The sequence below is a fragment of the Pedococcus sp. P1_H8 genome, assembly GCF_056405175.1.
Map to the genome: position 1 here is coordinate 1 of NZ_JBFUCP010000002.1, position 26,469 is coordinate 26,469.

Annotated in this window: 21 protein-coding genes and 1 pseudogene; 13 read left to right on the forward strand and 9 right to left on the reverse strand. The window is 70.6% G+C overall.

Going from position 1 to position 26,469, the window contains the following annotated elements; all coding sequences use genetic code 11:
• From AC1DYG_RS02010 to dxs, 5 genes and pseudogenes are all read left to right on the forward strand, one after another.
• Positions 1 to 662 (forward strand): annotated as a pseudogene (locus tag AC1DYG_RS02010) (hypothetical protein); the annotation flags it as partial.
• A gap of 97 nt (positions 663 to 759) precedes the next feature.
• Positions 760 to 1,047 (forward strand): TfoX/Sxy family protein, encoded by a 288-nt coding sequence (locus tag AC1DYG_RS02015; RefSeq protein ID WP_477638230.1) that lies wholly within the window; start codon positions 760 to 762, stop codon positions 1,045 to 1,047.
• Positions 1,048 to 1,319: 272 nt separating this feature from the next.
• Positions 1,320 to 1,613 (forward strand): hypothetical protein, encoded by a 294-nt coding sequence (locus tag AC1DYG_RS02020; protein WP_477619260.1) that lies wholly within the window; start codon positions 1,320 to 1,322, stop codon positions 1,611 to 1,613.
• A gap of 249 nt (positions 1,614 to 1,862) precedes the next feature.
• Positions 1,863 to 3,956, forward strand: coding sequence for a glycogen debranching N-terminal domain-containing protein (locus tag AC1DYG_RS02025; protein ID WP_477638231.1), 2,094 nt, complete (start codon positions 1,863 to 1,865; stop codon positions 3,954 to 3,956).
• A gap of 65 nt (positions 3,957 to 4,021) precedes the next feature.
• The gene (gene dxs / locus AC1DYG_RS02030) at positions 4,022 to 5,890 is read left to right on the forward strand and encodes a 1-deoxy-D-xylulose-5-phosphate synthase (protein ID WP_477638232.1); all 1,869 of its coding nucleotides are present in this window, start codon (positions 4,022 to 4,024) and stop codon (positions 5,888 to 5,890) included.
• On the opposite strand, the gene AC1DYG_RS02035 is transcribed toward dxs, so the two are convergent.
• From AC1DYG_RS02035 to AC1DYG_RS02060, 6 genes are all read right to left on the reverse strand, one after another.
• On the reverse strand, positions 5,862 to 7,697 hold the full coding sequence (locus AC1DYG_RS02035) for a helix-turn-helix domain-containing protein (RefSeq protein ID WP_477638233.1): 1,836 nt from the start codon (positions 7,695 to 7,697) through the stop codon (positions 5,862 to 5,864). The genes dxs and AC1DYG_RS02035 overlap by 29 nt on opposite strands.
• 28 nt (positions 7,698 to 7,725) lie before the next feature.
• Positions 7,726 to 8,490, reverse strand: a complete 765-nt coding sequence (locus AC1DYG_RS02040; protein WP_477638234.1) for a 3-hydroxybutyrate dehydrogenase — start codon at positions 8,488 to 8,490, stop codon at positions 7,726 to 7,728.
• 184 nt (positions 8,491 to 8,674) lie between these two features.
• The gene (locus tag AC1DYG_RS02045) at positions 8,675 to 10,822 is read right to left on the reverse strand and encodes a 3-hydroxyacyl-CoA dehydrogenase NAD-binding domain-containing protein (RefSeq protein ID WP_477638235.1); all 2,148 of its coding nucleotides are present in this window, start codon (positions 10,820 to 10,822) and stop codon (positions 8,675 to 8,677) included.
• 71 nt (positions 10,823 to 10,893) lie between these two features.
• Positions 10,894 to 12,111, reverse strand: a complete 1,218-nt coding sequence (locus tag AC1DYG_RS02050) for a thiolase family protein (RefSeq protein WP_477638236.1) — start codon at positions 12,109 to 12,111, stop codon at positions 10,894 to 10,896.
• A gap of 141 nt (positions 12,112 to 12,252) precedes the next feature.
• Complete coding sequence (locus tag AC1DYG_RS02055) at positions 12,253 to 13,488, reverse strand: HRDC domain-containing protein (protein WP_477638492.1); 1,236 nt, start codon at positions 13,486 to 13,488, stop codon at positions 12,253 to 12,255.
• A gap of 128 nt (positions 13,489 to 13,616) precedes the next feature.
• On the reverse strand, positions 13,617 to 14,204 hold the full coding sequence (locus AC1DYG_RS02060; protein WP_477638237.1) for a DUF3000 domain-containing protein: 588 nt from the start codon (positions 14,202 to 14,204) through the stop codon (positions 13,617 to 13,619).
• Positions 14,205 to 14,282: 78 nt separating this feature from the next.
• Between AC1DYG_RS02060 and AC1DYG_RS02065 the strand changes: the two genes are divergently transcribed.
• Both AC1DYG_RS02065 and hemE read left to right on the forward strand, forming a co-directional pair.
• Positions 14,283 to 15,107: an EamA family transporter gene (locus AC1DYG_RS02065; RefSeq protein WP_477638238.1), complete on the forward strand. Its 825-nt coding sequence runs from the start codon at positions 14,283 to 14,285 to the stop codon at positions 15,105 to 15,107.
• Between the two features lie 18 nt (positions 15,108 to 15,125).
• On the forward strand, positions 15,126 to 16,160 hold the full coding sequence (hemE, locus tag AC1DYG_RS02070; protein ID WP_477638239.1) for a uroporphyrinogen decarboxylase: 1,035 nt from the start codon (positions 15,126 to 15,128) through the stop codon (positions 16,158 to 16,160).
• A 35-nt stretch (positions 16,161 to 16,195) separates the two neighbouring features.
• On the opposite strand, the gene AC1DYG_RS02075 is transcribed toward hemE, so the two are convergent.
• Positions 16,196 to 17,185, reverse strand: a complete 990-nt coding sequence (locus AC1DYG_RS02075) for a DUF4349 domain-containing protein (protein ID WP_477638240.1) — start codon at positions 17,183 to 17,185, stop codon at positions 16,196 to 16,198.
• 127 nt (positions 17,186 to 17,312) lie between these two features.
• Between AC1DYG_RS02075 and hemG the strand changes: the two genes are divergently transcribed.
• From hemG to AC1DYG_RS02090, 3 genes are all read left to right on the forward strand, one after another.
• A complete protein-coding gene (hemG, locus tag AC1DYG_RS02080; RefSeq protein ID WP_477638241.1) occupies positions 17,313 to 18,764 on the forward strand; it encodes a protoporphyrinogen oxidase in 1,452 nt (483 codons plus the stop codon).
• Between the two features lie 4 nt (positions 18,765 to 18,768).
• The gene (hemQ, locus tag AC1DYG_RS02085; RefSeq protein WP_477638242.1) at positions 18,769 to 19,482 is read left to right on the forward strand and encodes a hydrogen peroxide-dependent heme synthase; all 714 of its coding nucleotides are present in this window, start codon (positions 18,769 to 18,771) and stop codon (positions 19,480 to 19,482) included.
• Between the two features lie 204 nt (positions 19,483 to 19,686).
• Complete coding sequence (locus AC1DYG_RS02090; protein WP_477638243.1) at positions 19,687 to 20,670, forward strand: type IV toxin-antitoxin system AbiEi family antitoxin domain-containing protein; 984 nt, start codon at positions 19,687 to 19,689, stop codon at positions 20,668 to 20,670.
• A 51-nt stretch (positions 20,671 to 20,721) separates the two neighbouring features.
• On the opposite strand, the gene msrB is transcribed toward AC1DYG_RS02090, so the two are convergent.
• Positions 20,722 to 21,141, reverse strand: a complete 420-nt coding sequence (gene msrB / locus AC1DYG_RS02095; RefSeq protein ID WP_477638493.1) for a peptide-methionine (R)-S-oxide reductase MsrB — start codon at positions 21,139 to 21,141, stop codon at positions 20,722 to 20,724.
• 168 nt (positions 21,142 to 21,309) lie between these two features.
• On the opposite strand from msrB, the gene AC1DYG_RS02100 reads away from it, so the two are divergent.
• Both AC1DYG_RS02100 and AC1DYG_RS02105 read left to right on the forward strand, forming a co-directional pair.
• Positions 21,310 to 23,460 (forward strand): ATP-dependent DNA ligase, encoded by a 2,151-nt coding sequence (locus AC1DYG_RS02100; protein ID WP_477638244.1) that lies wholly within the window; start codon positions 21,310 to 21,312, stop codon positions 23,458 to 23,460.
• Complete coding sequence (locus AC1DYG_RS02105) at positions 23,460 to 24,638, forward strand: alpha/beta hydrolase family protein (RefSeq protein ID WP_477638245.1); 1,179 nt, start codon at positions 23,460 to 23,462, stop codon at positions 24,636 to 24,638. Before AC1DYG_RS02100 ends, AC1DYG_RS02105 begins: the two co-directional genes overlap by 1 nt.
• 53 nt (positions 24,639 to 24,691) lie before the next feature.
• On the opposite strand, the gene AC1DYG_RS02110 is transcribed toward AC1DYG_RS02105, so the two are convergent.
• On the reverse strand, positions 24,692 to 25,408 hold the full coding sequence (locus AC1DYG_RS02110; protein WP_477638246.1) for a dihydrofolate reductase family protein: 717 nt from the start codon (positions 25,406 to 25,408) through the stop codon (positions 24,692 to 24,694).
• A gap of 49 nt (positions 25,409 to 25,457) precedes the next feature.
• Here AC1DYG_RS02110 and zapE point away from each other — a divergent pair, with 49 nt between their 5' ends.
• The gene (gene zapE, locus AC1DYG_RS02115; protein ID WP_477638247.1) at positions 25,458 to 26,462 is read left to right on the forward strand and encodes a cell division protein ZapE; all 1,005 of its coding nucleotides are present in this window, start codon (positions 25,458 to 25,460) and stop codon (positions 26,460 to 26,462) included.
• Positions 26,463 to 26,469: the final 7 nt, after the last annotated feature.

Below are 26,469 nucleotides of genomic sequence, written 5' to 3' on the forward strand. Positions count from 1 at the left end.
GCTCGACGACGTCGGCCCCGGCTGGTTCGTCGACTGGTTCGTCGACCGGTACTGCTGGTGACACGACCTCGGGTCAGGACGCGACGGGTGGTGGCAACCAGGTCACCGCTCCGGCGGCGGCTCCGGTGTCGGCCAGCGGCAACGCCGTGTCGGTGCTGGGGGACTCCTCGTCCTCGGGCTCGACGGCGTCGGCCCCGGCTGGTTCGTCGACTGGTTCGTCGACCGGTACTGCTGGTGACACGACCTCGGGTCAGGACGCGACGGGTGGTGGCAACCAGGTCACCGCTCCGGCGGCGGCTCCGGTGTCGGCCAGTGGCAACGCCGTGTCGGTGCTGGGCGACTCCAGCACGACGGGGAGCACCAGCACGGACCCCGTGACGCCCAGTGGCTCGGATCCCGGCGCGCCGGGCAACCCTGGCACCTCCACCGGTGGTGAGCTGCCGCCCGGTGCTGCCACTGGCAGCGGCGACAGCGGGGGCGCCGCCTCCGCCGACGCTCCGGCCGCCTCCGCGGTGCCCTCGCTGTTCTCAGCGGCGCGGGCAGCGGCTGCCTTGGCCATGACTGGCAGTGACAGCTGGCCGTTGTTGTTGCTGGCCGTGCTGCTGCTCCTGGTCGGGGCTGCGTCCAGGATCACCAGTCGGCGTCTCGTCGCCGTGACGTGACGTTGCCCTGACCTGGCGTCGGCGGGAACGGACGGACCGCGGGCTCGTCGCGGTCCGTCCCTTCCCCCTGCCCGGCGTCGCCCTCCAGACTGGCGGGGTGAGCCCTGAACGCCTGCGCGACCTGCCCAACCTCGGGCCGGCGAGTGAGGCGATGCTGCTCGCGGCAGGCATCGCGACGCCCGACGAGCTCGACCGGCTGGGTCCGGTCGAGGCCTACCTCAGGGCGGTTCACGCGGGCGCTCCGCGACACACGATGTTGCTGTGGTCCCTGGATGCCGCACTGCTCGGCGTCGACTGGCGTGACGTCCCGCTCGAGCGACGACGTGAGGTCAGCGCCCAGGCAGACCGAGCGTTCGGCGCCCCGCCTGGCGCCGAACGCCGCTGACCCACCGAAGCGCCGGGCCAACGCTGCAGCACGAGCGCCGCCCGGCGCTGTTCCGTGGGACGCCTGTGCGTCGCCTCCGCAGTGACCTATACTCGAACACATGTTCGAATCCTGCGCGGTCGTGGATGCCCACGTCAGCCCGCCGCGCTCCTGACCCGGGCCGCCGCCTCAGCCCGGGTCCACAGGTCCAGAGGGTGCCCAGTGCGGCGGTGCCGCCGGGCTGGCCTCCACTCGTCCCGCCGCCGGAGTCGACCGGCTGGCAGGTGCCAGCGGTGTCGTGGTTGCTGGACTTCTGCCCGTCCGAGTACCGCCTGTATGCCGGGTGGCGTCGTCAGCCCGTCGCGTTGGCCTGGGTGACGACCCGGCACATCGACGCCCAGCTGGTGGCGATGCGTCAGGCCTATCGAGAGGTGCGGGTCGAGCTCGGCGACCACGTGACGGCCGAGGGGCTGGCGCAGGTGCTGGCGGACCTGGAGGCAGAGGGCGTCCGCCTGCTGGCGGCCCGACGCAGCGCGGGACTGGTCTACGACGCGTTGCAGGGCAAGCGCTACGTGCCGCGGCTCTGAGGTGAGCCGAAGGTCCTGCCGGGCACCGCGGCATACCGGTCGGGGTGTGCAGGCCGGCTGGGCGCGCGGGACGGGGGTGCACGCACGCCCAGCCGGGGTACTGGGAGGTGGACTTCAGCCCTTGACGCCGGCCTCCGTGGCGTCTGGGACAAAAGTAGCGCTGGAAGGTGACGAACAGGAGGGCTACCGGAATAGTGGTGAGTCGAGATCGTGGCGACCGCGCGAGGCTCGTCCAGAGAGGGAGCACCCTTGAGCACCGAGCAGGCGCCACGCCAACCGTGGCTGCACGACCTGTCGATCATCGTCCACGGCAACGCGACGGCGTTGTCCGCCGCGGACGGCGACCTGCGTCCCGACGCCGGCCACGGATTGTTCGTCGACGACGTCCGAGTGCTGTCTCGCCTCGAGCTGACCGTGTCCGGTGAGGCCCCGAGCGCCGTGGCGTCCGAGGCAGGCGGAGCCGTCGCTGAGTTCTTCGGGGCCGCCAGGGGACTGGGCGACGTGGGCGCCGATCCCACCGTCGAGATCCGCCGGCTACGCACTCTCGTCGACGGCGTGATGCGCGAGGACGTCACCGTCACCTCGCGGGCCGCCCAGACCGTCCGGGCCCACCTCCGGCTCGAACTGGCGTCCGACGGAAATCCCATCGCGCAGGTGAAGTACGGACTCGTCGACGTTCCCGCCGTGCAGCCCGTCGCAGTGGAGGGCGCGGGCAACGGAGCCGTCACCTTCAGCACCCCGCGCCACCTCACGACGGTCGACTTCGACCCAGCCCCCACCTCACTCGAGATCACGCCCGACAGGGTCGTCGTCGCGCACGAGGTCGTGGTGGAGCCGGGCGAGAGCCAGCGGTTCCGGATCAGGGTCACTCCCACCCGGACCGCGGCCTCGGAGTTCGACGCCGACCCCGGCAGCGACGGGGTCCACTGGGATGCCATCCGCGTCGTCGCCGACGAACCACGCCTCGCCCCGCTCGTGGCCCAGTCCGTCAACGACCTCCAGCACCTCCTGCTGCGTGACCCGCTCGACCGGGCGGATGTCTTTGCTGCGGCTGGATCGCCTTGGTACCTCACGCTTTTCGGACGCGACTCGATCTGGACCGCGCGAATGATGCTGCCGTTCGGCACCGCGCTCGCCGCCGGCACCCTGCGCGCCCTGGCCCGCCGCCAGGGGACTCGGCACGACATCGACTCGGCGGAGCAACCAGGCAAGATCCCGCACGAGGTGCGCCGCACGGCCTACACAGGGTCGCCACGCAAGGGCGACCTGTCCCTGCCGCCGCTGTACTACGGCACCGTCGATGCCACTGCCCTCTGGGTGACCCTCCTCGTCGAGGCCTGGCGATGGGGACTGCCAGAGGTCGAGGTGCGCGCGCTCCTGCCTCACCTGCAGGCAGCGCTGACCTGGCTGACCGGCGACGGGCAGCCCGACGACGACGGTTTCCTCAAGTACCTCGACACCACCGGACACGGGCTGGTCAACCAGGGCTGGAAGGACTCCGGCGACTCGATGCGGATGCGGGACGGCCGCGTCGCCGAGGCGCCGATCGCGCTCGTCGAGGCGCAGGTCTATGCCGTGGAGGCCCTCCTCGCGGCCGCCGAGCTCCTCGACACGCTGGGTGAGGCAGGTGCCGACCAGGCCCGCGCTGACGCGCACGCACTGCGCGACCGGATCCGGGCTGCGTTCTGGGTGGACGGCGACGCGGGGCGCTACCTCGCCATGGCCCTGGACGGCTCACGAAAGCCGGTCGACGGGCTCGGGTCCAACATGGGTCACGCGCTGGGCACCGGTGCCCTCGACCGGGCCGAAGCCGCCGCCGTGGGCGCGACCGTCACCGGTCCCGAGCTGCTCGACACCTTCGGGGTGCGCACCCTGGGCACCGGAAACGGCGGGTTCAACCCGATCGGCTACCACACGGGCTCGGTGTGGACCCACGACTCGGCGATCGTTGCGCTCGGACTGGCCAGGGAGGGCCTCACTGCGCAGGCCGCCCGCGTCGTAAAGGCCCTCGTGGCGTCCGGCGAGGCCTTCGACTACCGCTGGCCCGAGCTCTACTCCGGGTTGCCGATGCTCGGCCGGCCGTCGCCCTACCCCGCCTCCTGCCGTCCGCAGGCGTGGTCGGCGGCCTCGGCCGGCGCCCTCCTGACCGTGGCCCTGGGACTTCGCGCAGACCTGCCCGCCGGTGTCCTGCACGTCGCACCGATCCGGCCCACACCGTTCGGCGCACTGCACGTGGAGGGCCTGCGGCTCGGCGCGTCCGAGTTCACGGTCACGGTGACGCGTGACGGCGAGGTCGAGGTCACTGGGGTGCCGCAGGAGGTCGAGATCAGGCGGGGCGCATAGACTCGGGCGGTTCCCCTGCAGTGACAGGGCCCCTGTGTTGATCACCACCGGAAAGGACGGCGTGCGTGGGACTGCTCGAGACCATCAACGGCCCGGCCGATCTCAAGGCGTTGACGCCTGCCCAGCTCACGCGGCTCGCCCAGGAGATCCGGGACTTCCTGGTCGAGTCCGTCTCCAAGACCGGTGGGCACCTCGGTCCCAACCTCGGTGTCGTCGAGCTGACGATCGCGCTGCACCGGGTCTTCGACAGCCCCCGGGACGCCATCGTCTTCGACACGGGCCACCAGTCCTACGTCCACAAGCTGCTCACCGGTCGTCACGACTTCAGCAAGCTCAAGAAGCAGGGCGGCCTGTCCGGCTACCCCAGCCGGGCCGAGTCCGAGCACGACGTCGTCGAGAACTCGCACGCCTCCACCGCACTGTCCTGGGCCGACGGCATCGCGAAGGGGAGGCGGCTGCGCGGCGAACGCGGGCGGCATACCGTCGCGGTGATCGGTGACGGTGCCCTCACCGGCGGGATGGCCTGGGAGGCCATCAACAACATCGCCGCCGACAAGGACCTGCCGCTGACCATCGTCGTCAACGACAACGAACGGTCCTATGCGCCGACGATCGGCGGGCTGGCCGACCACTTGGCCACACTGCGGACGACCCGCGGCTACGAGCGCTTCCTCGACTGGGGCAAGAACACGCTCAGCCGCACGCCGGTCGTCGGGGGAGCGATGTACGAGACCCTCCACGGCGTGAAGAAGGGGATCAAGGACATCGTCGCCCCCCAGGGGATGTTCGAGGACCTCGGCCTCAAGTACCTCGGCCCCGTCGACGGCCACGACGAGCAGGCCGTCGAGTCCGCGCTGCGCAGGGCGCGGGCCTTCGGTGGCCCGGTGCTCGTCCACGTCATCACCGAGAAGGGTCGCGGCTACGACCCGGCCCGCCGGCACGAGGGCGACCAGTGGCACGCCATCGGCAAGTTCAACCCCGAGACCGGACTGCCGTTCGAGGTCAGCGGGAGGATCTGGACCGACGAGTTCAACGACGAGATGGTGGCCATCGGGAGCGAGCGCAAGGACGTCGTCGCGCTCACCGCCGCGATGCTCATCCCCGTCGGCCTCGACGGCTTCGCCGCCGCCTACCCGGAGCGTGTCTTCGACGTCGGCATCGCCGAGCAGCACGCCGTCACCATGGCGAGCGGCCTCGCGTATGCCGGCCTGCATCCGGTCGTGGCGGTCTACGCCACCTTCCTCAACCGCGCCTTCGACCAGCTGCTCATGGACTGCGCACTGCACCGAGCCGGCGTCACGTTCGTGCTCGACCGCGCCGGGATCACCGGCAGCGACGGCGCCTCCCATAACGGGATGTGGGACATGACCATCGCCTCGGTCGTCCCCGGCCTGCGACTGGCCGCTCCTCGCGACGGCGACCAGGTCAAGCGTCAACTCCGCGAGGCGATCGACGTCACCGACGGGCCGACGGTCATCCGCTTCCCCAAGGGCGACGTGGGTCCGGCAGTGGCGGCAGTCCGTCAGGAGGGGGTGGTGGACGTGCTCCACGAGACCTCGGCCGAGGCGTGCGATCTCCTGCTCGTCGGTGTGGGTGCGTTCGCTGCCATGGCCGTCGAGATCGCGGGAAAGCTTGAAGCGCAAGGACATTCGGTCACCGCAGTGGACCCCCGCTGGGTGCTGCCCGTCAGTGATGACCTCGTCGCGATGGCTCGTCGCGCCGGTGCCGTCGCCGTGGTCGAGGACAACCTCGTGAGCGGCGGTGTGGGGGCTGCCGTGACGCTGGCACTGCGGGACGCCGACGTCGGCGTCCCGGTGCACGTGCACGGCATACCCAAGCGTTTCCTCGACCACGCCTCACGCGGTCAGCTCCTCGAAGAGGTCGGGCTCACAGCGGACGCAGTGGCTACATCGTTGGCGTCCCGCCTGCGCTGAGTCGCATCAGGCGCAGTGCCAGCTGGAGCTCGAGGGCGTCGTCGGGGCGCTGCCAGTGCGGTCCGAGCAGCGCGGAGATGCGTTCCAGGCGCTGGCTGACGGTGTTGACGTGCACGTGCAGGTCGGTGGCTGCGTGTCGAGGACTGCCGCCGGCGTCGAAGTAGGCCTGCAGGGTCTTCACCAGCTCCGACCCACGACGCGCGTCGTAGTCGAGCAGCGGTCCGAGGTGCTGGCGGACGTAGCCGCCGACGTCCGGAGCCGAACCGACGACGAGCCCGGCGAAGCCCAGGTGGTCGGCACTGGCACCGGTGCCGGCCAGCCCGAGGGAGACCAGCGCGGAGACAGTGCGGACCGCTTCGCGCCAGATGGCTGGGACGTCCTCGGTCAGCGTCGTCGGTCCCGCGGCACCGACGGTCACGGTTGCCAGGCGGCTGAGCCGACGGGCGAGCTCCGTGGCCGACTGGTGCGGGTCATCGGACGGGAGCAGGGCGACGACGTGTCCATCGTGCTCGCCGACCACTGATCCGTGGCCGGCTGCCGCGTGGGCGGCGAGCAGAAGGGTGCGACGTGGGGTGTCGGCGTCCGCGTGTGCCACGAGCACAGCGTGGGGCGCAGACGGGTCGATGCCTTGGGCGCGGGCACGGTTCGCCAGCGAGGTGGTGTCGCCACGACCACTGAGCAGGTCGGCGACGAGGTCCGTCCGAACCCGTTGTTCGGCCTCGGCGGCGGTGCGCTCGAACAGCAGGACCAGGGCGCTGACGACCGAGGCGCGCTCTACGGTCCGCCGGTCGGCATCGTCGAGCACTCCGACTCCACCGAGGACGAGGATGCCCAGAGGGGTCTGTGGAGCCTTGACCACGATCGCCCACTGGTCCCTGCGGGCGTCGTGCGCGAGCCGACCCGACGCCTCGGTCTCGCGGACGACCGACGAGCGCGCCAGCGCCGCGCCGGCACCATCCTCGGGCAACGGTGCCGGGCCATGGCTGCTCAGGGTCTCGCCCTCGGAGTTGAGCAGCACCACCCAGCCGCCGAGCAGGTCGCCCAGCGCCTTGGTGATGTCGTCGACCCCTCCGCCCGCCAGCACGAGCTCGGCGAACCGGTCGTGCGCCGCAGCGGCCCGCTCGACCCCTGCGGTGTGTCGGCGGACCTCCTCGGCACTGCGGGTCTGCACGATCGACACGGCCGCGAGGGCCGCCAGCGACCCGAGGAGGGCGACCTGGTCGGGAGAGAACGGCCGCGGGGAGCGGTTGGCGGCGAAGAGCACTCCGACGAAGTCGTCCTCGACCACCAGCGGCGTGCCGCAGATCGAGACCAGGCCCTCGTCGCCGACGGCGCTGTCGATGGTGCCGGTGTGCTGGAACCGGTGGTCGTGGAGGTAGTCCGCGCTCCAGTAGGGCTTGCGCGTGGAGGCCACAAGCCCGCCGAGGCCGTCGCCGAGAGACAGGCGGACCACCTGGAACTCCGCACTCACCGAGCCGTCGGTGGCACGCATGAAGGTGTCCCCGGCCTCAGGGTCGAACAGCGTGAGGTAGGCGACGTCGGTGCCCAGCAGGGCCCGTGCCCGGCGCACGATCGCCTCGAGGATGCCGCTGGGGTGGCGCAGGGCCGCGAGGTCGCGCGCAGTCTCGACGAGCCCCGTCAGCTCGGCTTCTCGGCGACGGCGGGAGTCGAATGCCGCCCGCACCCGCAGGGCGAGCTCGCGGGCCTCTCCGGACTCGTCGCTGACGGTCTCGAGCTCGGAGGCGGGCGCCCCCTCAGCGAGCAGGCGCAGCAGCGCTATCGCGGGGGAGTCGTCGTGGGCGTCCATCGAGACGGATCCTAGGCGCCGGACCCCCTCAGTGGGCGGTCCAGCCGCCGTCCATCGAGAAGGACGAACCGGACACCGAGTCAGCAGCCGGGCCGCAGAGGAACGCGACGAGCTCAGCCACCTCGTCCGCCTCCACGAGGCGCTTCACGGCCACGGGCTCGAGCATCACCCTCGTGATCACGTCGTCCTCGCTGATGCCGTGCGAGGCGGCCTGGTCGGCGATCTGCTTCTCGACAAGGGGGGTCCGCACGTAGGCAGGGTTGACGCAGTTGCTCGTGACGCCGTGTTCGGCGCCCTCGAGCGCCGTGACCTTGGACAGCCCCTCGAGGCCGTGCTTGGCCGAGACGTAGGCCGCCTTGTAGGGGCTGGCCCGCAGCCCGTGGACGCTGGACACGTTGACGACCCGGCCCCAGCCCTGGGCGTACATGTGCGGGAGCACGCGACGCGTGAGCCGGAACGGCGAGGTCAGCATCAGCCGGATGATCAGGTCCCAGGTGTCGACGGGGAACTCGTGGATCGGAGCGACGTGCTGGATGCCCGCGTTGTTGACGAGGATGTCGATCGTGCCGGGGAGGGCGTCAACCACGTCGAGGTCGGCGAGATCGAGGGGGATGGTCTCCACCGCACCGAAGCCGGTGAACCTGGACAGGCCCTCGGCGTCGCGGTCCACGGCATAGACGCTCGCCTTGGCGGCGACCAGGCGCTCGACGCACGCAGCCCCGATGCCGCTCGCGGCGCCCGTCACCAACGCCGTGCGTCCGGACAGGTCGAGCAGCGCTGGCGTCGTCGGCATCAGGCGAGACTAGGTCTGCCGTCAGCACCCGAGCATGTGGTGGCGAGCCACAGTTCGGCATGATCCTGTGTGGGTGAGCACACAGGGACCTGCGCCGGCCAGCTACTGCACGGAGTCGAGGACACGAGCTGGGAAAGTGAAATGAGCCTGACGAAACCGTCAGGCTCATTTCACTTTCCGGAGATCAACCCGCGAGGGTCGGCACGCTCGCGGCGCCGGGCGGGAGGAAGCGCTGGCCGGTCACCTTCTCGGCGACGCCCTCGCGGTCGAGCAGAGGAGTGAGGCCGCCGTTCCAGAACTGGAAGCCAGCACCGGTGATCATCGCCAGGTCGAGGTCCATCGGAGCCGCAACGACGCCTTCGTCGAGCATCCGACGCGACTCGTCTGCGAGCACGCCGAGCACCCGCTCACGGACCTCCTCGGTGGACAACACGACCGGGTCGGCCGGCTTGTCGAACAACGCCTCGACCTCCGGGTCGACGACCGGCTTGCCCTCGGGCCAGACGTAGATGGCCGACTTCTTGGCCGCGACGACCTTGCGCAGGTTCTCCGAGACGTAGAAGCGGTCGGGGAAGGCCTTGGCCAGGGTCTCGTTGTTGTGCAGGGCGATGGCCGGACCGACCAGGCCGAGCAGGATGAACGGCGGCATCGGGGCAAGCCCGGCGAAGGCGCGGTCGGCGACCTCGATGGGAGTGCCCTCGTCGACGACCTTGGCGACCTCGCCCATGAAGCGACCGAGGAGGCGGTTGACGATGAAGGACGGGCTGTCCTTGACCAGGATGGTCGTCTTCCTCAACGTCTTGCCGGTCGCGAACGCCGTGGCCAGCGTCGCGTCGTCGGTCTGCTCGCCCCTGATGATCTCGAGCAGCGGCATGACGGCGACCGGGTTGAAGAAGTGGAAACCGACAACCCGCTCGGGGTGCTCCAGCTCCGCGGCCATCTCGGTGATCGACAGCGAGGACGTGTTGGTCGCGAGGACGCACTCGGGGGTGACGATCGCCTCCACCTCGGCCCAGACCGTCTTCTTGACGGACATCTCCTCGAAGACCGCCTCGATGACGAAGTCGGCGTCCGCGAAACCCTCCTTGGACGTGGCTCCGGTGACCAGGCCCTTGAGCCGGTTGGCCTTGTCGGGGCTGACCCGGCGCTTGCCGAGCAGCTTGTCGACCTCGGCGTGGACGTAGCCCACTCCCTTGGTCACGCGCTCCTCGTCGAGGTCGGTCATCACGACCGGCACCTCGAGGCGCTGGGCGAACAGCAGGGCGAGCTGGCTCGCCATCAGCCCGGCGCCGACGATGCCGACCTTGGTGACCTTGCGGGCCAACGCCTTGTCGGGGGCGCCCGCGGGACGCTTGGCCCGGCGCTGCACCAGGTCGAAGGAGTAGAGACCTGCGCGCAGCTCGTCACCCATGACGAGGTCGGCGAGCGCCTCGTCCTCGGCAGCGAAGGCGTCGTCGCGAGTGGCGGTGCGAGCGGCCTCGACGAGGGCGAGGGCGCGGTACGGCGCCGGTGCCTTGCCGCCGGTCTTGAGGTCGACCAGGCTCTTGGCGGCCTTGAGGGCGGCGGCCCACTGCGCCTCGTCGCGGGAGATCCCGTTGCCGTCCTTGGTGCTGCGTTCGACGACGGTCTCGCCCGTGAGGACGCCTGCTGCCCACAGCAGAGACTCCTCGAGGAAGTCTGCCGGTGCGAACAGCGCATCGGCGATGCCCAGCTCGAAGGCCTGCGGGCCCTTGAGCATGCGGTTGGTGTTCATCGGGTTCTCGATGATGACCTTGAGCGCGTTCACCGGACCGACCAGGTTGGGCAGCAGGTAGCAGCCGCCCCAGCCCGGGACGAGCCCGAGGAACGTCTCCGGCAGCGCGAGCGCGGGCACTCCTGCGGAGATGGTGCGGTAGTCGGCGGACAGCGCGATCTCCACACCGCCACCCATGGCGGCACCGTTCACGAACGCGAAGGTCGGGACGGGCAGGTCCATGATCGCCGCGAAGGCCGCGTGACCGGCGCGGGCGACCTCGATCGCCTGCTCCCGGTTGCCGGCCTGCGACACGGCCTTGAGGTCCGCGCCGACGGCGAAGATGAACGGCTTGCCGGTGATGCCGACCGCCTGGATCTCACCGGCGTCAGCGCGGGTGCGCAGCCCGTCGATGGTGGCCTTCAACCCGGCGATGGTCTGCGGGCCGAACGTGTTGGGCTTGGTGTGGTCGAAGCCGTTGTCCAGCGTGACCAGCGCGAGGGTTCCCGCCCTCCCCGGGAGGACGACGTCCCGCACCGGGGTGTGGGTCACGACCTCTTCGAATGCGGGCGTCTGGGACGTGGTCGAGTCGCTGTCCATTGGCTCGCTTCCACGCTCACTCCGCGCCTCGCTCGTACCTCGCTCGGGTGCTCGTTTCGCTGTCCGCTCGCTCATGCCGCGACCTCCTTGCCGTAGTCAGCGTGGTGGGGGTTCTCCCAGATGACGCTGGCGCCCATGCCGATACCGATGCACATGGCGGTCAGGCCGAAGCGGACCTCCGGGTGCTCCTCGAACTGTCGGGCCAGCTGGGTCATGAGCCGCACGCCCGAGGAGGCGAGCGGGTGACCGATCGCGATGGCGCCGCCGTACTGGTTGACGCGGGGGTCGTCGTCCGCGATGCCGAAGTGCTCGAGGAACGCCAGCACCTGCACGGCGAAGGCCTCGTTGAGCTCGAACAGGCCGATGTCCTCGATCGAGAGGCCCGCCTTGGTGAGGGCCTTCTCGGTGGCCGGAACCGGGCCGATGCCCATGACCTCGGGTTCGACGCCCACGAAGGCGAAGTCGACGAGGCGCATCTTCACGGGCAGTCCGAGCTCCTGTGCGGCCTGCTCGGAAGCGAGGATGCACGCGGTGGCACCGTCGTTGAGCCCGGCCGAGTTGCCGGCGCTGACGTTGCCGTGCGGACGGAACGGCGTCTTGAGCGAAGCCAGGTCCTCGACGGTGGTGCCGGGACGCGGTGGCTCGTCCTGGGTGGCCAGGCCGTAGCCCAGCTCCTGGTGGCGGGTGGCGACCGGCACGAGGTCGGGCTGGATCTGGTCGTTCGCGTAGGCCTTGGCGAGCTTGTCCTGGGACCCCACCGCGAACGCGTCGCTGCGGTCCTTGGTGATCGACGGGTACCGGTCGTGCAGGTTCTCGGCGGTCGAACCCATGACGAGGGCGGAGGGGTCGACCAGCTTCTCCGCGACGATCCGCGGGTTGGGGTCGACGCCCTCACCCATGGGGTGGCGGCCCATGTGCTCGACGCCCCCGGCGATCGCGATGTCGATGGAGCCGAACGCGATCGAGCTCGCCGCCGTGGTCACGGCGGTCATGGCGCCGGCGCACATGCGGTCGATCGAGTAGCCGGGCGTGGTGTTGGGCAGGCCGGACAGGAGGGCAGCCATGCGCCCGAGCGTGAGGCCCTGGTCGCCGATCTGCGTGGTGGCGGCGATGGCGACCTCCTCAACGCGCTCCGGGGGGAGCTCGGGGTGGCGGCGCATCAGCTCGCGGATGCAGCGGATGACGAGGTCGTCGGCGCGCGTCTGGGCATACATGCCCTTGTCGCCGGCCTTGCCGAACGGTGTGCGAACGCCGTCGACGAACACGACCTCATGAAGGGTGCGGGGCACGGGTGGCCTCCCTTGGAGTGAGTCTTGGGGTGATTGAGTCCTGGGTGCGGATTCACCGGTATGCCGGTGGGTACGGCACCGATGCTACTTCCCGGTAACAACCAGGTCACCAGAACGCGCGCGTGAGAGCCGTCACCCGCCTCAGGCGTCGGGGTTGGCCTCGAACGCCGCCTCGATCATCGGCGCGACCACGCTGGCCTGCCAGTGCCTGGCGCCGAGGGCGGACAGCGCGTCGGCGAACCCGGCGGCGGTCTGGTCGGCCGGGGGCGTCCAGATCACCCGGCGCAGCGGCTCCGGCGACAGGACGTTCTCGATCGGGATCACGTGCTCGGCGGCGAAGGCCGTCAGTGCCTCGCGCGTGGCGGTCAGCCGGGCGGCCGCGACGGGGTTGCGCTCGGCCCACGCCCGTTGGGGCGGCGGACCGTCCGAGCGCAGGGTCATCGGCGGCAGGTCACCTTCGGGGATCGCGTTCGCCCGGGTGACGGCGTCCAGCCACTGGCGCTGGTAGCGCCGGATGGAGCGGTGCCCGCCGGGAAGCGTGCCGGGGTTGGTCGGCGACTCCATCGCCACCTCGACCAGCACCGCGTCGGGCAGCACGCGCCCGGGGGCGACATCGCGGTCCTGGGCGATCTGGTCGCGGGTCTCCCACAGCTCTCGCACGACCGCCGCGATCCGGCGGTGGCGGACGCGGTGCATGCCGCTCGTGCGTCGCCAGGGATCGATGCGCTGCGCCGGTCCCATGAAGTCGAGCAGTGCCTCGAATTCCTCGCGCGCCCAGCTGTCCTTGCCCTGCTTCGCGAGGTCGACCCCCATCAGGTTGCGCACGTCCACCAGCACCTCCACGTCGAGGGCGGCGTAGCGCAGCCACGGCTCGGGCAGTGGCCTGGTGGACCAGTCGACCGCCGAGTGCTCCTTGGCCAGGGACAGACCCAGGTAGTGCTCGACGACCGCAGCCAACCCGACACGGGGCAGGCCCAGGAGCCGCCCGGCGAGCTCGGTGTCGAACAGCTGCTGAGGTCGAAGTCCCACCTCCGCGAGACAGGCGAGGTCCTGGGTGGCCGCGTGCAGGATCCACTCGGCACTGCCGATGGCGTCGTTGAGCGGCGACAGGTCGGGGCACGCGATCGGGTCGATCAGCCAGGTGCCCGAGCCCTCGCGTCGAAGCTGCACGAGGTAGGCACGCTGTCCGTAGCGGTAGCCGCTGGCACGCTCGGCATCGAGGGCAACAGGGCCCTCGCCGGCGGCGATTGCGCGGGCGGCCTCCATCAGCGCCCGCTCGGACTCGACGACCGGGGGCACGCCGTCGACGGGCATGTCGAGCGGGGTCAGCGGGTCGGCTGGCTCCTGCTCGGGCTCCTCCGTCGGCACGGCCTGCATCTGCAGGGCCTGCGACTGGTCGGCCGCAGTCTGCTCGGCCGCAGTCTGCTCGGCCTCGGTGTCGGTCACCGGATCAACCTACCCGGCCGACGCCATGGAACACGCCCCGAGAAGTCAGCACTCCACTGTTAACGGCGTGGTCCGGGCAGGGCGATGACGCCCTCCGGCAGCGGTGGCAGACCCGCGATGGTGCACAGCAGGTCGGACCACGCGACCAGGTGGGCGCCGACGTTGCCGGCCACGGGGGTCCACGAGGCGCGGACCTCCATCTCGACGCTGGCGGGCCGGTCGGCGAGACCGGCGAAGCTCTCGGAGACCACCCTCGTGACCGTGCCGGCCTCGGCGGTGTAGCCCAGGTGGTGACTGGCCAGGGCGTCGGTCAACCAGGACCAGCCGACCGCACCCAGCATGGGGTCGTTGGCCAGTTCGGGCTCGAGCTCGGCCCGGGCGAACGTCACCGCACGCCAGGCCCCGTCCCAGGGGTCGGGGACCGAAGGGTCGTGCAAGAGCACGAAGCGTCCCGACGCCAGCTCGTCCTCGTCATCCGCGGCGCCCAACACCTCGGCCGTGAGGGCCACGGCATACGGCGCGATGCGCTGGGGAGCGGGCACCTCGGTGAGGCGGACCTCGGGGCGCAAGCGTGCTCCGCGCAGGTCACTGAGCGCCTGCGTGAACTCGGGGGATTGGTCGCCAGGGACCGTTCGGCTGCCCACCATCAGAGGGTATGCCGCGATGTCGAATATCACAGGGAGGTTGCCGTCCGCGTCGTGTCGCGTCACCGGTACCGTGCGGCCATGCTCTCCCTGCTCGCGCTCGCGTCCAGCGCGAGCTGGGGGACGGCGGACTTCTTCGCCGGGCTGTACTCCCGGCGGCGCCCGGCAGTCGCGGTCGTGGGGTGGACGCAGTCACTGGCGTTCCTCGTGCTCTGCGTCGCCGTCGCCCTCCGCTGGGACCACCTCACGTGGACGGGCTGGCCCCTGTGGTCGGTCGGCGCTGCGGTATCAGGGGTGACGGGGCTGCTCTGCTTCTACACCGCCCTCGCGAGCGGCACCATCGGCGTCGTCGCCCCGATCGCGGCGCTGGGCGTGGCCGTCCCCGTGCTGCTCGGCGTGGCCACCGGCGACGAGCCGTCCTCCTGGACCTGGGTGGGGATCGTGGTCGCCGTCGTCGGGGTGACCCTGGCGTCCGGGCCGGAGCTCAGCGGCGGAGTCTCCCCGAGACCGGTGGTGCTGGCGGGTGTGGCGGCGGTGGGGTTCGGTTTCGCGCTGTTCTGCATCGACCGCGGCGCCCGTTCGTCGACCCTCATGACCCTGTGGGGGATGCGCGGGGTGTCCTTCGTCGTGTTCCTCACCCTGGCGTTGGTGCTGCGGTCCCGGGGAGGCGTGCAGCCCCGCGAGCTGCCGGCCCTGCTCGCCATCGGCTGCGGTGACATGGGCGCCAACCTGCTGTTCGGGATCGCCTCGTCGCGTGGACAGGTCAGCGTGGCGAGCGTGCTCGCCTCGCTGTATCCGGTCGTCACCATCGTGTTGGCGCGCATCCTGCTGCGCGAGAGGCTGCGCAGGATCCAGCAGGTGGGCGCCGTGTTGTCGCTGGCGGGGGCGGCGATCATCGCCCTCTGAGCAACTTAGGATTGCGGGGTGACCTCCCCCCACGACTCCGCCCTCGTCCGTGCTGCCCGCTGCCAGCCGGTGAGCCACACGCCGGTCTGGTTCATGCGTCAGGCTGGGCGCTCGCTGCCGGAGTACCGCAAGGTCCGTGAGGGCGTCGGGATGCTCGAGTCCTGCCGGCGCCCCGACCTGGTCACCGAGATCACCCTCCAGCCGGTGCGCCGCCACGGCGTCGACGCCGCGATCTTCTTCTCCGACATCGTCGTGCCACTGGCCGCGGTCGGCGTCGACCTCGACATCGTCGCCGGCGTCGGGCCGGTCGTCGCCAAACCGATCCGAACGCGCGGTGACCTCGACCGCCTGCCCGAGCTGACGCCGGACCAGGTCCCCTACATCACCGAGGCCGTCCGGCTCCTGACCGCGGAGCTCGGCGACACCCCCCTCATCGGTTTCGCGGGGGCACCGTTCACCCTGGCGAGCTATCTCGTCGAGGGCGGCCCGAGCAAGAACCACGAGCACACCAAGGCGCTGATGTACGGCGACCGGCAGCTGTGGCACGACCTGTGCGCCCGCCTGGCCCAGATCTCCGGCGCCTTCCTCGACGTGCAGGCCGCCGCAGGCGCCTCAGCCGTCCAGCTGTTCGACTCCTGGGTCGGCGCCCTCCCGCGGGCCGACTATGAGCGCTTCGTGGCCCCGCACTCGACCACCGCGCTCGCCGCGGTGGCGGCCCGCGGCATACCCACCATCCACTTCGGGGTCGGCACCGGTGAGCTGCTGCCTGCCATGGGCGCTGTGGGTGCCGACGTGGTCGGCGTCGACTACCGCGTGTCCCTCACTGATGCCCTCGCCCGCCTCGACGGTTCGTATGCCGTGCAGGGCAACCTCGACCCCGCCCTGCTCTTCGCGCCCTGGGAGGCGCTGGAGGCCAAGGTCCGCGCGATCGTCGAGGAGGGCCGGGCCGCGCCCGGTCACATCTTCAACCTGGGCCACGGGGTGCTGCCCGACACCGACCCGGACGTCCTGACCCGCGTCGTCGAGCTCGTGCACGAGGTCGGCCAGCGCTGAGTCGCTGACCGACCTCGCCCCTGCCGTAGTGGGGGCTACTGCGGCAGGACGGCGGGCGGCGGCGTCACCAGACGACGGCGGCGCACGTACCACCACACCGGCAGCCCCATCAGGCCGAGCACGACGAGGAACGGCAACATCGCACCGAGGACCGTGAGCAGCACGGTCGCGGAGCCGGTGAAGGCGTCCCACCCGCCCTTGAGCCCCACGAGGAAGCCAGCCTGCTCGGGCTCCTCCACGATGGCGTTCGGCTCGGTGGTCAGGCTGATCTGGACGGGGGAGCGGGCCACGCTGCCCTTGAGGGAGGCCAGCTGCGCCTCGAGGGACTCGAGGTCGGACTGGCGCCGCGTCAGCTCGGCCTCCATGGCGACGATCTGGTTGAGGTCCTTGGCGTCCTTGAGGAAGGCGCGGACCCGCTCGACGCTGACCCGCATCGTCTCGAGTCGCGACGCCGTGTCGACGATCTGGCCGCCGACGTTCTCGCTCGAGCTCGTCGAGCGGATCACGGTGCCGACCGACCCGAGCTCGGCGATGACCCGGTCCAGCTCTGCGGACGGCACCGAGATGGTGATCTCGGCGTAGGTCGTGGCGGTCACCTTCGCGCCGTCGGCCAGCGGGACACCGCTGTTCGCCGTCCCGATGTTCTCCGACAGGACGATGCCTTGGGCGGTCGCTGTGGTGGCCCGCACCTTGGCCACTGCCTGGCCGATGTTCTTGACCTGCAGCGCGACCGTGGCGCGACGGGCGAGGGACGCCTGGTTGGCCGCGAGGTTGGCTGCCGTGACTCCCGTTGCGCCGGTGCCCGATGCGGGCTTGGCCGAGTCGCCTCCCGAGACGGGGCTGTCGCCGGCGGACGGCACGGCCGCCCGGCCGGACGACTCGTTGGAGCCACCGTTCGCGACCGAGGCGGCGCTGTCGCCGCTGGAGGAGTCGGAGCCGCCACCCCCGCAGGCGGCGAGGGCGAGCGTTGCGAGGAGAGCTGCGCCGACGACGGCGATGCTGCGGTGCGGACGAATGCGGAACATGGCGACCCCCTGGTCGTGTCGAGCTGGTCGTATCGGGCGGTGCGGAATACCGGTGCGACTCGCGTCGTGCGCTCGACGTTCCCACCCGGTGGTGTCGAAACAGTCACGATCTTGAAAGGGTGTGGGCATGGTCGGATCACGAATCCTCATCGTCGGGGGAGGCATCGCTGGACTTGCCTGCGCTTGGGAGCTGTCGCGTGCGGTTCCCGACGCGACCATCACGGTCCTCGACGCGGCAGACCGACCCGGCGGCAAGCTCCGACGCGAACCCGTGGCAGGCGTTGCGCTGGACGTGGGGGCCGAGTCGATGCTGGCCAGACGACCCGAGGCGCTGGACCTGATGTCCGAGCTCGGGCTGGACGGCGAGGTCGTCCACCCCGACACGACCTCGGCCTCGGTCTGGTCGCGCGGCGACCTGCACCCGATGCCCAGGGGCACCCTGATGGGGATTCCCTCGCCGGCCGCGTCCGCGCTCGGCATCCTGTCGGCAGACGAGGTCGCGCGAGCCGAGTGCGAAACGTCCTGGGACAGAGGCGATTTCGAGGACGTGTCGGTTGGTGACTACGTCGCCGCGCGGCTAGGCGACGCGGTCGTCGACCGTCTGGTCGAGCCGCTCCTCGGGGGCGTGTATGCCGGCCAGGCTCGGTCTCTGTCGCTGCGCGCCTGCCTGCCATCCGTGTTCGCGGCGGCTCGGCGAGGCGAGTCCCTCACCGAGACGGCGGCGGCGACGGCGGGGCAAGCTGGCCGGGCCGGCCAGCCGAGCCAGGAGGCCGCGCCGGTCTTCGCAGGGCTGGTGGGTGGCGTAGGTCGGCTCGCCGAGTCGCTGACCGAGTCGCTGCGAGCTCGCGGCGTGACGATTCGCAGCGGCACCATCGTCCGTGAGCTGCACAGGGAGCCGGACACTGCCGGTGGCGGCTGGTGGGTCGTCTTGGGCCCGCAGCCACGGCCCGAACGACTGTCCGCGGACGCGGTGGTCATCGCCGTTCCTGCCGCCCCTTCGAGCCGGCTGCTGGCCAGGCACCTGCCGGAGGCGGCCCGGGCGCTGCGTGAGGTCGAGTACGCCTCGATGGCGATCATCACCCTCGCCGTCGGGGCGGACGGACCTGGCACCGTGCGGCTTCCGGGCTCCGGGTTCCTGGTGCCGGCCGTCGAGGGCAGGACGATCAAGGCCAGCACCTTCTCCTCGACGAAGTGGCGATGGACCGCTGAGGCCGCCGGCGACCTGTCCTTCCTGCGCGCGTCCGTGGGCCGGTTCGGCGAGACCACCGACCTGCAGCGCCCCGACGAGGAGCTCGTGGCGATCGCCGTCGCAGAGGTCAGCGAGGCACTCGGACACCAGCTGCCCCGGATCGTCGACACCCACGTCCAACGCTGGGGAGGGGCGCTGCCGCAGTACACCGTCGGGCACCTCGACCGGGTGGCCCGCATCCGGGCCGCAGCGGCCGCCGCGCCGGGGCTGGAACTGGCCGGCGCGGCATACGAGGGCGTGGGGATCCCGGCGTGCATCGCGAGTGGGCGTTCGGCGGCGCAGGCGGTGGCCACCCACCTGCGGACGCGCGCGGTCGGCGCGGGAGGATAGGGGCATGAGCGAGCCGCACCCGTCCAACCCGAACGCCGCCCGGATCCGCGAGATCAACGACTCGATTCGCTATGCCATGTGGTCGGTGTTCTCCGTCACCGCGCCGCTGGGCGACAACCGGGACGTGATGGCCAAGGAGGTCGAGGACCTCTTCGCCCAGCTCGAGGCCGAGGGCGTGGTGACTCGCGGCGTCTACGACATCGGGGGCCTGCGGGCGGACGCCGACTTCATGGTCTGGTGGCACGCCGAGCGGATCGAGGACGTGCAGCGGGCCTACCGCTCGCTGCTGCGCACCGAGCTGGGTCACCTGCTGGAGCCCACCTGGTCGGCGGCGGCGCTGCACCGCCCGGCCGAGTTCAACAAGAGCCACATCCCGGCGTTCCTGGGCGACGAGCCGCCCAAGGACTTCATCTGCGTCTACCCGTTCGTGCGGTCCTACGAGTGGTACCTGCTGCCGGACGCCGAGCGCCGCGACATGCTGCGCGAGCACGGTCAGCAGGCGCGTGACTACCCCGACGTGCGGGCCAACACGATCGCGTCGTTCGCGCTGAACGACTACGAGTGGGTGCTGGCCTTCGAGGCCGACGAGCTGCACCGCATCGTCGACCTGATGCGTGAGCTGCGCGCCTCGCGGGCCCGCATGCACGTCCGCGAGGAGCTGCCCTTCCACACCGGTCGACGCGTGCAGGTCGACGAGCTCCTCGCCTCCCTCCGCTGACCCCGACTTCCCCTTTATCGGGTTTAGGGACTTGGTTGTGCTTCACCCGAGAAGCGTTCTCGGGTGAAGCGCAACCAAGTCCGGTCAAGTGTCTGAGCCGCCTCGGCGGTCTCCGTCCACAGGTCTGAGCATCGGCACCGTTGCGTCCACAGGCGGGCCGTCGCTCTGTGGAGCTCGCGTTGGTGCACACCCGACAGTGGCGCGATGGACACACATCTTGTTGACCTCGCCACGGCCCAGGGCGGCCTCATCACGACGGCACAGGCCCGCGCGGCGGGAGTGGACCGATGGGGGCTGCGACGGCTCGTCCGTGACCGACAGCTCGTGGGCGTCACCCGTGGTGTGTATGCCGCGTGGACCGAGCTGGAGGGCGGGCTCAGTGCCGAGGCGAGGCACCTTCGGCTCGGGCAAGCCATGGCACTCCTCTACCCCGACTGCCGGCTGGCTGGGCACACGGCGCTCATCGCCATGGGCCTGCCCGCGTGGGGCGCCGACCTAGCTCGAGCACAACTAGAGCGGCCGCTTGCGAGGGAGGTGCTGACGCAGGACGCGGTGATTCGTCCGGTGTTCGACACGCCGGCGAGGATGCCGGAGGGCCAGCAGGTGCAGGCTGCGACAGAACAGGACGTGAGTCGTCCGCCGACGGTCGCGCCGGGACTGGCGGTGGTCCAGCACACCCTGCAGCATGGTGCTGCCCCCGGCATCGTCTCGGCCGACGCGGCTCTGCACGGCGCACTGGTCGACGTCGACGAGCTGGAGAGGCTCGCCATCCGCGTCCGCGGATGGCCCCGGTCCAGCCGAGTGCAGACCATGCTGGCCCATCTCGACGACAGGTCGGAGTCGGTCGGCGAGTCGCGGCTCCGGTTTGCGATGGCGCTGCTGGGCGTCGAGCTGACTCCCCAGGTCCGGATCCAGGACCACCGGGGCGTGGTTGTCGCCCGGGTCGACTTCCTGGTCGCCGGGACAAATGTCGTGGTCGAGTTCGACGGTCTGGTGAAGTACCGAGAGGGCGGGTCCGAGGCGCTCATCGCGGAAAAGCGCCGGGAAGACGAACTGCGTCGACTGGGGTACATCGTCGTACGCGTGGTCTGGTCCGACCTCGATCGCCCGGGCGTCATTGCTGCCCGGATCCGGGCCGCAGCCTCCCCGGGGATGGTTGCGCTTCACCCGAGAACGCAAGTCGGGTGAAGCGCGGGAGGTCAGGGGCGGGTCGGGCGGGTCGGGCGGGTCGGGGGGAGGTTAGGCCTTGGGGCGCAGGGTCATCGAGATCGAGTTGATGCAGTAGCGCTGGTCTGTCGGGGTGCCGTAGCCCTCGCCCTCGAAGACGTGCCCGAGGTGGCTGCCGCAGTTGGCGCACCGCACCTCGACCCGCTTCATCCCCATGTCGTAGTCCTCGAGGTACTCGACCGAGTCGCCGGCGAGGGGGGAGTAGAACGACGGCCACCCGCAGTGGCTGTCGAACTTGGTGTCCGAGGTGAACAGCTCGGCACCACAGGCTCGACAGGCGTAGACGCCCTCGGCCTTGGTGTCGGTGTACTCCCCGACGAACGGCCGCTCGGTGCCCGCCTGCCGGAGTACCTGGTACTCCGCCGGGCTCAGCTCCTCGCGCCACTGCTCGTCGGTCTTGGTGACGGCATAGGTGCGGTCGGTCTGGTCCATGCTCACGCTGCGACTCCTTCGGGGGACGGTGACGGTGCTTCGTCGGCGGTACTTCATCAAGAGGTGCCTCACGACCATCTCAACGCAATCGGTGCCCATTCTGGTCCCGCCCATCCTTACGGCGCGATGACGGGCTCACGGAGACGGCGCCCCGGATAGGCTCGCGCCATGGCGGCCAAAGCAACCGAGCTGGAAGTCCCCGGGGGACCTGACGGACCGCGACTGGTGCGGGTTTCTAGCCCGGAACGGCTGATCTGGCCTGACGACGGCATCACCAAGCTCGACCTCGCGCGCTACGCCGTCGACGTCTCGGACGGGTTCATGCGCGCGCTGGGCAACCGCCCGGTGACGCTCCAACGCTTCCCCGAGGGCATCATGGGCGAGGAGTTCTGGACCAAGAACCCGCCCAAGGGCATGCCCGACTTCATCCATCCCGTCATGTGCACGTACCCCTCGGGTCGCAAGCACCTCCAGGTCGTCGTCGAGGAACCGGCGGCCGTGGTGTGGGCGATGCAGATGAACACCGTGACCTTCCACCCGTGGCCGGTTCGCACCAGCAACGTCGACAACCCCGACGAGCTGCGCATCGACCTCGACCCGCAGCCGGGACGCGACTTCAAGGACTCCGTCGAAGCCGCCCTCGTGCTCCGCGAGCTGCTCAGCGAGCTCGGCCTGACCGGTTGGGCCAAGACCTCCGGCAACCGTGGCGTGCACGTCTTCGTCCGGGTCGCGCCCACCCACGAGTTCCTCGACGTGCGACACGGAGTCATCGGCATCGCGCGCGAGCTCGAGCGCCGCCTGCCCGACCTCGTGACCACGTCGTGGTGGAAGGAGGAGCGCGGCGAGCGGGTCTTCGTCGACTTCAACCAGGCGTGCCGCGACCGCACCATCGCCTCGGCCTACAGTCCGCGCCCGCTGCCCGGAGCGCCCGTGAGTATGCCGGTGAGCTGGGCTGCGCTGGCGGGTGTCAGCCCCGGCGACTTCACCGTGCTGACCGTTCCGGGGATCGTCGCCGCGGATGGTGATGCGTGGGCGGCGATGGACGATGCCGTCGGTGACGTCTCCGCGGCAATCGCGCTGTGGGACAAGGACGTGAACGAACGTGGTCTCGGGGAGCTGAACTTCCCACCGGACTACCCCAAGATGCCCGGAGAGCCCCCGCGGGTGCAGCCGAGCAAGCGGCGCAAGGACAAGTCCGACGAGGACTACATGCCCCCCAAGGCGGAACGCGACGCAGACCTGCGCTCGGTCTGGGGTCCGGTGGTGCCTCCCGTCGCCCCGATGCTGGCCAAGCCGGTCAAGGGGATCCCCACGGGCGACTACCTCTTCGAGCCCAAGTGGGACGGGTTCCGCTCGATCATCTTCCGGTCCGGCGACCAGGTGGAGATCGGCAGCCGGAACGAGAAGCCGATGACCCGGTACTTCCCCGAGGTGGTGCAGGCCGTCCTCGCGAACTTCCCCGAGAAATGCGTCGTGGACGGCGAGATCGTGCTGATCGGCGGGACCGGTGACCGGCTCGACTTCGACGCACTGCAGCAGCGGATCCACCCCGCAGCCAGCCGGGTGAAGAAGCTCGCGGCCGAGACCCCCGCCAGCTTCGTTGCGTTCGACCTGCTCGCGATCGGCGACGACGACCTCACCGAGCGCCCTTTCTCGGAGCGCCGCGCGCGCCTCGAGGAGGCCCTGGTCGACGCGCAGCCGCCCATCCACCTGACGCGGGCGACCGACGACCCGAGCGTTGCGCAGGAGTGGTTCGAGCAGTTCGAGGGCGCTGGGCTCGACGGCGTCATCGCCAAGCCCCTCGACATCGGCTACGTGCCCGACAAGCGGCTGATGCTCAAGATCAAGCACGAGCGGACCGCGGACTGCGTCGTGGCGGGCTACCGCACCCACAAGAGCGGCGACGACCTGATCGGGTCACTGCTCCTCGGCCTCTACACAGCTGAGGGGTCCCTGATGAGCGTGGGCGTGATCGGGGCTTTCCCGATGGCGCGACGCAGGGAGCTGTTCGACGAGCTGCAACCGCTGGTCACCGACTTCGACGACCATCCCTGGGCCTGGGCCAAGGAGGAGATGGGCAGTCGCACTCCGACGGGCGGGGCGACGTCGCGCTGGAACGCCGGCAAGGACCTGTCGTTCACACCGCTGCGGCCCGACCGCGTGGTCGAGGTGAGGTACGACCACATGGAGGGCGCCCGGTTCCGCCACACCGCCCAGTTCGTCCGCTGGCGGCAGGACCGCACCCCGCAGTCCTGCACCTACGACCAGCTCGAGGAACCGGTCAGCTTCGACCTCGCCGACGTGCTGGGGGACAGGTAGTGGCCACCGGGACGACCCCGATGTCTCCAGCCCGCAAGGCGGCCATCGCGGGTGCCGTGACAGCAGGATCGGCGCTGGCCGCCGGTGCCCTGACCACCATGGGTGCCGCGACGTACTTCGCGCGCAGGGTGCTCACCCCCGACCGGCAGCGTCCCGATGACACCCAGATCCTTGCCGTCACCGACGACTCGGTGACCCTGGGCGTCAGTCCCGAGACGGTCTCTCCCGGACGGTACGGCCTGTGGCTCGACGGGGAGAGCGGTCACGCGCGACTCGGCGAGGTCCTCGAGCTCGACCAGGGTTCGGGGCGGGTGCGTCGAGAGCTGCTCGGTGTCGACTTCGGACACCTCGCAGGGGGGTTCGGCCGCTGGAACCAGTACTACTACCCGAGCCCTCCGGACCGTTCCCTGGGTCTGCGCACCGAGTACGTCGACGTGCTGACCGAACTGGGCACCATGCCGGCCTGGGTGGTGCCCGCTGCATCGCAGTCGCACCGGTGGGCGATCCTGGTCCACGGCCGTGGCGCGAGACGCCACGAGGGGCTCAGGGCCGTGAAGCCGCTGCACGACAGCGGGATCAACGTGATCATTCCCAGCTACCGCAACGACATCGGAGCACGCAGCGGACCGGACGGGCGCTACAACCTCGGCCTCTCGGAGTGGCGCGACATCGAGGACGCCGGCCTGCACGCGGTGCAGCGGGGGGCGCGGGAGCTGCTGCTCGTCGGGTGGTCGATGGGAGGGGCCATCGTCCTGCAGACCCTGAGCCGCTCGTGGCTGGCCGACCACGTCACCCACGTGGTCCTCGATGCGCCGGTCATCGACTGGGGTGACGTGCTGGCCCACCATGCGCGGGCCAACGGCATCCCGGCCCCGATCGGCGGTCTCGGCCGTGCCCTGATGGGCCGCCGCTCGGCGCGGCGACTCGTCGGCGTGCACGACCCGGTGGACGTGGCCAAGACGAACTGGGTGGCGCGCGCGGGCGAGCTGCAGCACCCCATCCTGCTCATCCACTCGGTGGACGACGAGTTCGTCCCCGTGGGCCCGTCCCGGGCTTTGGCGCAGGCGCGGCCGGACCTGGTGACGATGGAGCCCTGGCACACCGCGCGGCATACCAAGGAGTGGAACGTCGACCCGGTCCGCTGGGAGCGATCAGTCGCCGAGTTCGTGGCCAGCTGAGACGTCCTGGCCGGGTGACGAGGTCCGTCCGTCCCGTCAGCGGTTGACGAACGTCAGCGGTTGACGAACCAGCGTCCGAGGATGCTGCCATCCTCCTCGAGCAGGACCGCGGGGGAGGCGGGGACGTTCACGGCTGGTCCACTGACGATGGCAGGGTGCTGGCCGCCGAGGATGATCGGTGACCAGGTGAGGTCGAGCTCGTCGACAACACCTGCCTTCAGCAGGCTCCCGAGCAGGCTGGGACCCCCCTCGCAGAGGATCTGTCGAAAACCCTTGTCCTCCAACATGTTTCTCATCCGCACCAAGTTCACCGAGTCGGTGCCCGAGGTGAGGACGAACTCCTCACCGATCAACTCCCGTGAGGCGTCCAGGGCGCGCGGGTCGGCGCCGGTGCGCGTGACGAGCAGGACAGATCCGGGAGGTCCATCGGCAACGCTCACGGGCAGCTGTCCCGAGTGGCTGACGACGACGAGCGTCGGTGCCGCCGCATCCTCGGCCTTCAGGGAGGGGTAACCCTCAGCCCTGACGGTGCCGGCCCCGACCACGACCACGTCGGTCATGCGGCGCAGCAGGTCGAAGACCACGTGGTCTGCCTCGGTGTTGATGCTCCCCGACTTCTGGTCGGGTCCGTTGGCGGCACCGTCCAAGGTCGCCACGAAGTTGGCACGCAGCCATCGACGGGCAGGTGGGGCATACAGATCCGCGAGGGCGGCGTCGTCGACGAGGTCACCGGGGGCATGGGTGCCGGACGAGTCAAGCAGCAGGCGCATGGGCACAGTCTTGCATTTCCCTCGATCTTCGTTCACTAGGCTCCACAGCGTGCCCGGCTCCCTCCTCGACCGCTCCCCGCAGCTGGACCGCGCGCGATTGGTGCGCGAGCTCGTGCCGCCTCCTCGTTTCGGAGCCGAGCGGTTCACGACCTACCGGCCTGATCCGTCCGAGCCGTCCCAGGCGGCGGCCGTCGAGCGACTCGAGGGGTATGCCGCGTCGGTGGGCCAGCGTGCCGGTGGCCGATGGTTCGCACGACGGAAGGCGACCGCAGGGGACGGCCGCGGGGTCTACCTCGACGGCGGCTTCGGAGTCGGCAAGACCCACCTGCTGGCGTCGTTGTGGCACGAAGCCAACGGGACCAAGGCCTTCGGCACCTTCGTCGAGTACACCAACCTCGTCGGCGCGCTCGGCTTCCAGCCCACCGTCGAGGCACTCAGTGGTCACCAGCTGGTCTGCATCGACGAGTTCGAGCTCGACGACCCGGGCGACACGGTCTTGATGGCGACGCTGCTCGGGCGACTGGCCGCAGCGGGTGTCTCGCTGGCCGCGACGTCCAACACGCTGCCCGACGCGTTGGGGGCTGGGCGGTTCGCGGCGGAGGACTTCCTCCGGGAGATCCAGGCCCTGTCGGCCCGGTTCGAGGTCCTGACGGTCGACGGCCCCGACTACCGGCATCGCGACCGGGTTGACAGCCCACCTCCGTCCTCCGAGGAAGAGGTGCGTGCGGGCGCGGACATCGACGGTGGCGTTCTCGACCACTTCGTCGACGTGACACGCCACCTCGCGACGGTCCACCCCAGTCGCTACCGCTCGATGCTTGACGGCGTCACCGCTGTGGGGTGGACCCACGTCCGCCCCGTGACCGACCAGGCCGTCGCCCTCCGGCTGGTCGTCCTCGCGGACCGCCTCTACGACGCAGACATCCCTGTCTTCGCCAGTGGACTGCCGCTGGGCGACGTGTTCTCCGAGGAGATGCTGTCAGGCGGCTATCGCAAGAAGTACTTCCGCGCGATCTCGCGGCTGACAGCCCTCGCGCGCCACGACCTGCGATGACAGGATG